We start from the raw sequence: 8,917 nt of genomic DNA on the forward strand, positions 1-8,917 counted from the left end.
GTTTAATCCTAAGCTATCATCCGCAAAGACAGGCTGATCGTTACTTTCTTTATGAGTTCGATTAGTTTGATTAAAGTAAGCCCCCTTGGTTGGCGCCGAAAATATAGATTTCTTTGGCTTTCTTAATATCCCTGGGTGGGATCCCTGGAAAAGGCAAAAGCTCCCTTGAGAAGGGAGCTGGGTGGGTTTGTCTGCAGCGGCCAGAGGGGCTAAGAAACGGCGGCCAAGGATGGTTGGGGTCTCCTGGTGATCACCTGGTCGATGAGGCCGTATTCTTTGGCCTGCTCTGGAGTCATAAAGTTGTCGCGGTCGGTATCGCGCTCGATGCGCTCCAGGGGCTGGCCAGTGTGGTAGGCCAGCAGGCTGTTGAGACTGTTTTTGATAAAGAGGATCTCTTTAGCCTGAATCTCGATATCGGTGGCTGGCCCCTGGGCTCCACCGAGGGGTTGGTGAATCATGATGCGGGCGTGGGGAAGGGCAATGCGTTTGCCTTTGGCACCTCCTGCCAGCAAAAAGGCTCCCATGCTGGCGGCCAAGCCAATGCAGATGGTGGAGACATCCGGCTGAATGTGCTGCATGGTGTCGTAGATGGCCATACCGGCATAGACGGAGCCGCCGGGAGAGTTGATGTAGAGGTAAATATCTTTCTCGGGGTCTTCAGATTCCAGGTAGAGCATCTGGGCCACGATCAGGTTGGCAATGTCGTCGTCCACCTGGGTGCCCAAGAAGATGATCCGATCCCGCAATAGACGCGAGTAGATATCAAAGGCGCGCTCGCCGCGTGCAGATTGCTCAATAACGGTGGGAATCATGCCAGTCCAAGCGATGGGTTGTTACTTTTTAGTGTAGTGTAAGCCACTGGACGGCTGCTCCGCCTAGGACGGTTTGCCGCCCTGAGGCTGTGCTGCGTTGCTCGGAGCCAGCAGCCTGTAAAGTTGACAGCTTGAGGCCTAGCATGGATGTGATCCCGGATGAACCCCTCGTGATTGCCGGCTTGCTGGGCCTGGCTCTGCTGGGGATTTTGATCCTGAACTTGGCAGAACGGGACTCGGGAGACGCCGACTAGGAGAGGACATAAGTTTAAGTTGACAAAATTACACCTCTCTCTTTACAATCAGGATCGCGTCATTTCTGGGATGCCCCCATCGTCTAGAGGCCTAGGACACATCCCTTTCACGGATGCGACAGGGGTTCGAATCCCCTTGGGGGTATGAAGGCCGGTGACAAGTGTTGGAGGGGGAAGGTGCTCGGGAGGCGCCTTGAGTCTAGCTTAGCTTCGGCTAGGCCCAAAGGGCCGTAGGCTAGGCTTCTCATCCAACTGCATGGGAATCAACTGCTGGCAGCTAGAGCTTCTGCCGGCGCGGCAGCAGCAACCAGATCGTCTTTGATCAGCTCTGCCAGATCCTGGAGTTGGCGAATGGCTTCTGCCCCTTCTAACTTCATTAGCTCCCGGTCATCCCGCATCTCCGTCCAACTGATGGAGCATTCGGAAACCAAAAAGCGAATCAAGTGCCCCTCCCGTAAGCTGACCATGAAGGAGGCGCTCTCAAATGAGGTGCCGCAGGTGTAGCAAGAAGCCGGGTAGCCCCGCTTCTCCAAAACAATGGCCAGAGCCTGCAAACTCATCACCAGGTCTTGAACGTAGCTGCGGTATTGTTCCGCCAACCGTGCGAACATCACACTCCTCCCATAGCGAGTTGGCCCATCGGGGCGCGTTCTAGTAATTTATGCCTAGTCACTTAGAGTCATATCTAGCATAACGATCGACAAATCCTCAAGAAAGGGATCCGTTTAGCATCTCTCCAGAGACTAAGCAAGACTACTGAAGGCCAAATAGCATGCTAGGCAAAGTCTAAGGCAGGAGGATGTTGTATTTAATTTAACACTCCTCTCAGAACAGACATTAAAGTTTACCCTAATTCAAAACTCTTGCCCGCTGGGATCCGATCCCTGCCGAGAACCGGTCAGTTTTCCTTTGGCGGGGCTTGGGCCTTGATCCCGAAGTGCTTTATCGGTGAAGATTTTGCCCACCCTTTGGCCAGGACGATTGTGGCACGTCTAGAAAGGGTTGACCCGTTTGCGAGGTCAAGTGGGCTAGGTCTTACAGACGGATGGAGGTAGGGTAGGTTCCCGAGGAATTGTGGTGGGAAAAGGCTGAGGAATATCACGGATAACTAGAGGGAAACACTCGATGCTGTGGCCTGGGGATTGGGAAGAAGGGAGACTGATTGCTCAAAGAGTCTCAAAGCAGTTGGGGATCGCTGAAGCCTGCTATCGGAGCGGATTTTGAACCCTGAATGGCGATCTTTTCACTGATCTGCTTTGAATCTGCTTCCAGAGCAGGGCGGCAGCTTTTTTAGACAATTGCCGGAAAGCGGCTAAGGCGGACGCAGCAACGGGAGACTGGGGCTGCATCGCTGCTTTATTTTAAGCGGGATCAGGAGCGCCTTGAGCAATTCTTAAGAAATTCTGGAGTAGCCGCACTGCCAGATCGGGACGGGATCCCCAGTGAAGGTGCAGATAGGAGGCGTGCAGGCGCTGGCCGGCCCAGCCTTCCCGGTGGGGCGGGGATCCCCAGCTGTAGATTGGGCTGGGGGAGGTGGGGGTGCTGCGGGAGCGGTGAAATTCGTGCCCGCGTAGGCGATCCCCGGCCTCGACCAGCAGGGTGGGGCGCAAAACAGTGGCCTCGCGGTAGCCCAGACACAGCCGGCTGCCCATGTCCACCGTGATGGGCAGCAGCCCGGCCATGGGGTAGGTCTTTCCCTGCAAATCGGTGAGAGATCGTCCCAGCACCATCAGTCCGCCGCATTCGGCATACAGGGGTGGGTGGGCGGGCGGCGGTGGCTGTCGGGCTATTTTCTCAGAGAGGGTGGCGGCAAACAGTTCTGGGAACCCGCCCCCCAAGAGCAGGCCGTCGCAGGGATCCGGCGGCCACAGCCCCACCTGCAGGGGAGAGTACGCCAGCAGCTCGGCGCCACAGGCCCGCAGCAAGTCCAAGTTGTCGGCGTAGTAGAAGTTAAAGGCGGCGTCTTGGGCCACCCCTACCCGAACCCGTTCACGGTGGCGGGACGGAGTCCTTTCCGCGAGAGAGGGGATCCCTGGCCATAGCTCTCCTGCTGCCGGGGGAAGCGTTCGAATCAGCGGCAGCAGCTTGTCCCAATTCAGGTGCTGCTCGGCCAGGTCGGCCCAGGCCTCCTGCCAGTGGGGGAAGTGATCCAGCTCTGAGACGGGCACCAGCCCCAGGTGGCGGCTGGGCAGGCGCAGATCCTCACGGCGGGGCAATTGGCCCAAAACCGGGATCCCTACCGCTGCCGCCGCTTGCTGTAAAATCTGGCCGTGCCGCTCCGAGGCCACCTGGTTGAAAATGACGCCGGCGATGGCCAGGCCGGGATCGAAGCGGCTCAGGCCGTAGAGCAAAGCGGCCACTGTCATTCCCATGCCGCTGCCGTCGATGACCAGCACCACGGGGATCCCCAGCAGGCGGGCCACATGGGCGCTGCTGGCAAAAAAGGGCTCCGTTCTGCTCGTGGGATCTGGCGGGGATGCGGGCGCCCGCCCATCGAAGAGGCCCATCACCCCCTCTACAATTGCCCCATCTTTGCCCTGGCAGTGGTGGCGAAAGCAGCGCTGCACAAAGTTCTCATCGGTTAAAAAGGGATCCAAGTTACGACAGGGGATCCCGCTCACCGCCGTGTGGAACAGGGGATCGATGTAGTCAGGCCCCACCTTGAAGGGCTGGATGCGCAGGCCCCGCCGCCGCAGGGCGGCCAACAGAGCCAACGTGACGGTGGTCTTGCCGCTGCCGCTTGTGGCTGCCGCCAGCAGAATGGCCATCTTGCCCCACCCAAGGACTAGAACTCGATGCCGATTTGCGCTTTGATCCCTTGGTCGCGAAAGGGATGCTTGATCAAGGTCATCTCGGTAACCAAGTCGGCCCGCTCGATCAGGCCTGCCGGCGCGCCCCGCCCAGTTAGGATCACGTGCACTCGCTCCGGTTTCTCGGCCAGGCCGGCCAACACCTGCTCCAGGGAGAGATACCCCAGCTTGAGGGCAACATTGATCTCATCGAGGAGCACCAGGTGGTACTCGCCGCTGCTGAACAGCTCCCGCCCCTTTTCCCAGGCCGCCTGCGCGTGGGCGATATCCCGCTCCCGATCCTGAGTTTCCCAGGTAAAGCCCTCCCCCATGGCGTAAAAGGCAATTTTCCCCAGCTCCAGCTCGGGATGGGCGGCCAACTTGCGCAACAATTTGGCTTCGCCCGGATCCCAGGCCCCCTTGATAAATTGCACCACCCCCACCGATAACCCTTGGCCGAGGGCACGGAAGAGGGTGCCGAAGGCCGCTGTGCTCTTGCCCTTGCCCTGCCCCGTATAGATGATCACCAAGCCCTTGTCGTCGCGCATGCTCGCCAGGCGCTGCCGCTGGATCTGCTGGCGGCGTTGCATCCTTTGGCGGTGTCGCCGGTTTTGTTCGGCTTCCGGCTCGGGGGCCGAGGTGGGCAGGGATCCGGGCGTTTCCGGCAGGGGAGAGGGGGGCATGGCTATGGAGGGTTGGGAAGCCGCAGGAGGGGTCTGGCAGGCCGAAGTTTTCGCTCAGCAGACTGCTCTTCATCCTAATCTGGCTTTCAGGTTTTCAGGTTTCAGGAGAGTTGGGGCAGATGGGTTAGGATCCCTGTCAAGCCAGAAGTTGGGTTTTGCTGCATACTCATCCCCAATTGGGCTGGGATCATGAAAGAGCCGGCTGCCGCTTTTCGAGATAGCCTGCTGATGTACTCTTTCATCTGGGCCGTGCTGGCGATAGGGTGTTTTCAAGTCTTGCCACGCCTGGAAATTGCCTCTGCTGCCCAGTTGCAGCCGTGGCTGGGGCCCGCCTATCTGGCTGGGCTGGGTGGATCCCTGTTGGCGGCTTTGGGATCGATGTTGGCCGTCTTGGCAGAAACAGCCGCGGGCGCTGCCAGCAAAAGACACCTGCATCGCCTAGCTTGGGCGCTGGGGACGGTCGGTTTTCTCGGCGTCCTCTTTCCCTTGGGCTTGGCCAGCGTCTTTTTTCTCAGGGCCGCCCAGTCCACCGACTGGTGGCAGAAGCTGTTGGACTGAGGCTCACTCAGCAACCATTTTTTTGACAAATGCGTCGAGGTTAGGGGTACGATAAGGACAAGTTCCGTTCTTTATCCAGAGCAGACTGAGGGATCAGGCCCAACGAAGCTGCGGCAACCGGCGGAAGCCTCCGCTACGGTGCCAACTCCTGCGGTTAGTCAGTAACCGAAAGATAAAGGAATAAAGCTTTCTCTAGAGGACAGTCCTCTTGCCAGGGGGACTTTTCTGACGACTTCGCCCTTTAGCGCTTCCCAATAGCTCTGGTTGCAGCAGCGGAGCGAGGCTCTATTGCTTCGGCGGCAAAGTCCTCGGTGCGATACGGCGCTCTTGCTCCTGCGTCGGCCACGGCCTAGGTCTGTTCTTCTGCTCGGCTGAGGTGGAAGGGATCCCTGCTCAGGCCGGCGGATGATGAACGGCAGCAGCAGGCTCTGCTTTCTGGGCAGTTCTTGGTTGTATCTGTTTCGTCTTAAGGAGAGGTTCGTTGTCCAAGTCGTTTTTGTTTTCCTCAGAGTCGGTGACAGAAGGGCACCCCGACAAAATTTGCGACCAGATCTCTGACGCCATCGTGGATGCCCTCTTGACGGCGGATCCCTTAAGTCGAGTGGCGGCAGAGGTGGTGGTGAATACAGGCATGGTGATCCTGACCGGGGAGATCACCTCGCAGGCGCATGTCAACTTCGCCCGACTGGTGCGGGACAAGGTGGCCGAAATTGGCTATACCGACGCCAAGAACGGCTTCTCTGCAGAAAGCTGCGCGGTGTTGGTGGCTTTCGATGAACAATCCCCCGACATCGCCCAGGGGGTGAACTTGGCTCTGGAAAGTCGCACATCTCAGGAAGATGAATTCGACTTGATCGGGGCCGGGGATCAGGGCTTGATGTTTGGCTTCGCCTGCGACGAAACCCCCGAGTTGATGCCACTGCCCATCAGCTTGGCCCACCGCCTCAGCCGCCAGTTGGCCGCGGTTCGCAAAAACGGCACCCTGCCCTACCTGCGTCCGGATGGCAAAACGCAGGTGACTGTGGCCTATGAGGAGGGGCGGCCGGTGGGCATTCACACCCTGCTGATCTCTACCCAGCACACGCCGACCATCGGTGCCATTACAGAAGAGGCAGCGGTGCAGGAGCGGATCCGCGCCGATCTCTGGGAGGCGGTGGTGCAGCCGGTGTTTGCCGAGCTGCCCATCAAACCCGATGGCAACACCCGCTTCCTCACCAATCCCACCGGCAAGTTCGTCATCGGCGGACCCCAGGGGGATGCCGGCCTGACCGGACGCAAGATCATCGTCGATACCTACGGCGGCTATTCCCGCCACGGGGGCGGGGCCTTCTCCGGCAAGGATCCCACCAAGGTGGATCGCAGCGCCGCCTATGCCGCCCGCTATGTGGCCAAGAACATCGTGGCCGCCGGCCTGGCGCAAAAATGCGAGGTGCAGGTCAGCTACGCCATTGGGGTGGCTCGTCCCATCAACCTTTTGGTGGAAACTTTTGGCACCGGCCGCATCCCCGATGAAGCTCTGCTGCGGCTGGTGCAGCGCCACTTCGACCTGAGGCCGGCGGCCATTCTGGCGCAGTTCCAACTGCGAGAGTTGCCCCGCCAAAGGGGAGGGCGCTTCTATCAAAACGTGGCGGTCTACGGGCACTTCGGGCAAACCCATCTGGATCTGCCCTGGGAGCGCACGGATAAGGCTGCCCTGCTGCGGGAGGAAGCTTTCGCCGGGGCGACCGCCATCCTAGGCTAGGGGGATCAAGGGGGACAGGCTGGGCTCAATGCCTGCCCTGGTGCAGTTGCTCGACAAGTGGGATAGCTCCGGCAGGATAGGCTGTGCACAGCCAGTTCACTGCCGCCGTGGAGCCTGGCGTCGAGAACTCCCGCTCAGCCCTGATAGGCTATGGCGGGAGCTTGACCTTCAACGCCAGTCTTGACTAGACCTGACACTCCTATCCCCCATCCCGCCAAGCTCTGCTGGGGTGGGAGCAGGCCGGAGTTTGTGATGGCAAGGATCCCTGAGGCAAAATCGCAAACTCACCCAGGCTGCCCTTGGGATGGCTGGTCAGGATCCACAGGGTCGGCAAGCTGCAGCTCCAAAGTTACCAAAAGCTCCGTCCCACCAGCGCGAGCCGCCGAGGAGGTCGGCGGGGCAGGATGAACATGAACGAGCAGGTGGCGCAGCTTGGGCGGGAGATCCTGCAGCTCATCCAACAACAAGTCGAGAGAAATGGCCGATTCTCCGGAGAAGAGGGATCCTCTCCTGAGCGGGGCTGGGAGCGGTGAGGGAGGGCGGGCAAAAGAGCTGGCGGCAGTCGAGACCAAAGACCGGATCAGCTCCTGTTGTTCCCGCCACAGGGATTGGCTGATTTCGGGGGGAAAGGTGAGGTGAGGAGCGCCACGGCGCTGCCAGAGGCGGAGGATCTGTTCCACAGAGGTGGCCTTGTAGCGACCCTGGTAGAGGGCTTCCAGCAGGGCCGCCGGGATCCAAGAGGCTGGGAACTGTTTGCTCCAGCGCTCCACCCAGGCCTGACTGGCTTGCCCCTCTAGCTCAAACCCGTAGCGCTCCAAAAAGGTCGCGGGATCCATCAGGGCCCAAGGACACTCAACCCAAGGCTAACCCAGATCCGGCGAGATAAAAGGGAGATAAAGCCTTATCCCCGGATCCCGCAAGACAGCTCCCGTCAGAGGATGCCGCTGTTGGCCTTCCATGCAGGCTCTGTGAAGAGGCCATGAAGCTGCAGTACGGTGAAGACTCAGTGGTCAACAGGCCCCAGCCCCAGCGCTGCCTCCAGAGCGCGATCGCTGTCGGGAAATTGCGCCAGCAGCCGCCCTAGGAAGGCAGCCTCTCCCGTCAGGCCGTCCAGACTCATGAGCACATCCCCGGCATAGCGGCTCTGCGGGAAGCGGGCCAGCAGCTCATTGCCGGCGTAGATTGCCTGGCGGGCATAGCCGTCCCGCAAGGCTTTGGCTTCCAGAAAGTAGCGATCTCCAGGGTCGCCGGGATCCACGTAGTCGGGCAGCGGCGTGTCAAAGGCGTAGCTGCGGCGGCTTGGGTCGGCGGATCCTCCCCAGCGAGCCAATACGGGGTAGGTGAGCGGAAACCAGCGGTCGCTTGGGCCGGGATCGAACGCTGTCACATCTCCATAGCCGGAGAAAGCGGCGTACCGATAGAGGATCAGATCCCGGTGCATCTGCAGCCGTAGCCGCTGCAGAAGGGCGTAGGCCCCGCCAGGAGGCCGGCGGCGAGGGCCAGCGTTGCCACAGGACGAACGGGGAAGCGGCGGGACGAGGGCGCAGCAGGCGGGGTGTCCGGATTCATAAAAACCCAATCCAAATCCAGGCGGGCGCCCCCACTCTACTCGATTCTTTCCGGGCGCGGATAGAGGGCCTACAGCCATTTCGGGCCAGCCGCTTTCGATCACGGCTGCCGACGTAAACACCACACGGCTCCGGGCACGTCGGTTTCTCCCTCTCGCCGCAGGGTAAAGTTCTGGTGATAGACGGGATCCAGCCCTGCCCGTTCTGCCTGCTGCAGCACGTAGGCGGCGGAGTGGGCAGAGCGCCCCGTGGTGGATCCCAGCTCGTAGCCGGGGGCGGATCCCTGCTCGACGGTGAAGGCCAAAAGCCCGCCGGGATTGAGCACCCGCCCACAGGCCGGCAAGACCTGGGCCAGATCCCCCAGATAGATAAACACATCTGCCGCCAGGAGCAAGTCGTAGCGCTCTGAGGTCTGCTGCAGCAGCTCCAGCAAGTCCCCCTGAATCAGGTGGTCGTAGATGCCGCTCCGAAAGACTTATGCAACGCTGAACAAAGCAGAACTTTGCCCAGCA

General features: G+C 60.2%; 9 protein-coding genes, 1 tRNA gene and 1 riboswitch. Of the genes, 3 read left to right on the forward strand and 7 right to left on the reverse strand.

The genetic code is table 11. The features are described 5' to 3' along the window. Positions 1-209: 209 nt before the first annotated feature. Positions 210-812 (reverse strand): ATP-dependent Clp endopeptidase proteolytic subunit ClpP, encoded by a 603-nt coding sequence (gene clpP, locus NW848_RS10075; protein ID WP_011430060.1) that lies wholly within the window; start codon positions 810-812, stop codon positions 210-212. A gap of 326 nt (positions 813-1,138) precedes the next feature. Here clpP and NW848_RS10080 point away from each other — a divergent pair. Continuing rightward, positions 1,139-1,211, forward strand: a tRNA-Glu gene (locus NW848_RS10080). A gap of 118 nt (positions 1,212-1,329) precedes the next feature. On the opposite strand, the gene NW848_RS10085 is transcribed toward NW848_RS10080, so the two are convergent. The 3 genes from NW848_RS10085 to cobO all read right to left on the reverse strand — a co-directional run bounded on the left by NW848_RS10085 (position 1,330) and on the right by cobO (position 4,538). Next, positions 1,330-1,677, reverse strand: a complete 348-nt coding sequence (locus NW848_RS10085) for a DUF1815 family protein (protein WP_011430058.1) — start codon at positions 1,675-1,677, stop codon at positions 1,330-1,332. A 750-nt stretch (positions 1,678-2,427) separates the two neighbouring features. Further along, complete coding sequence (locus NW848_RS10090; RefSeq protein WP_099812197.1) at positions 2,428-3,834, reverse strand: cobyrinate a,c-diamide synthase; 1,407 nt, start codon at positions 3,832-3,834, stop codon at positions 2,428-2,430. Between the two features lie 17 nt (positions 3,835-3,851). Further along, positions 3,852-4,538: a cob(I)yrinic acid a,c-diamide adenosyltransferase gene (cobO, locus tag NW848_RS10095; RefSeq protein ID WP_011430056.1), complete on the reverse strand. Its 687-nt coding sequence runs from the start codon at positions 4,536-4,538 to the stop codon at positions 3,852-3,854. 189 nt (positions 4,539-4,727) lie between these two features. Here cobO and NW848_RS10100 point away from each other — a divergent pair, with 189 nt between their 5' ends. Beyond that, positions 4,728-5,096, forward strand: coding sequence for a hypothetical protein (locus NW848_RS10100; protein WP_011430055.1), 369 nt, complete (start codon positions 4,728-4,730; stop codon positions 5,094-5,096). Between the two features lie 68 nt (positions 5,097-5,164). Beyond that, positions 5,165-5,275, forward strand: a riboswitch (SAM riboswitch). A 302-nt stretch (positions 5,276-5,577) separates the two neighbouring features. Continuing rightward, complete coding sequence (metK, locus tag NW848_RS10105; RefSeq protein ID WP_414508752.1) at positions 5,578-6,837, forward strand: methionine adenosyltransferase; 1,260 nt, start codon at positions 5,578-5,580, stop codon at positions 6,835-6,837. 284 nt (positions 6,838-7,121) lie between these two features. Here the strand turns inward: metK and NW848_RS10110 are convergent, their stop codons facing one another. The 3 genes from NW848_RS10110 to NW848_RS10120 all read right to left on the reverse strand — a co-directional run bounded on the left by NW848_RS10110 (position 7,122) and on the right by NW848_RS10120 (position 8,865). Beyond that, positions 7,122-7,673 (reverse strand): hypothetical protein, encoded by a 552-nt coding sequence (locus NW848_RS10110; RefSeq protein ID WP_099812198.1) that lies wholly within the window; start codon positions 7,671-7,673, stop codon positions 7,122-7,124. A 167-nt stretch (positions 7,674-7,840) separates the two neighbouring features. Then, positions 7,841-8,416, reverse strand: a complete 576-nt coding sequence (locus tag NW848_RS10115) for a tetratricopeptide repeat protein (protein ID WP_143596960.1) — start codon at positions 8,414-8,416, stop codon at positions 7,841-7,843. An 89-nt stretch (positions 8,417-8,505) separates the two neighbouring features. Beyond that, positions 8,506-8,865 carry a methyltransferase domain-containing protein gene (locus NW848_RS10120; RefSeq protein WP_143596959.1) on the reverse strand — a complete coding sequence of 120 codons (360 nt, stop codon included), beginning with the start codon at positions 8,863-8,865 and terminating at the stop codon, positions 8,506-8,508. Positions 8,866-8,917: the final 52 nt, after the last annotated feature.

This window comes from Synechococcus sp. RC10A2, from assembly GCF_047502605.1.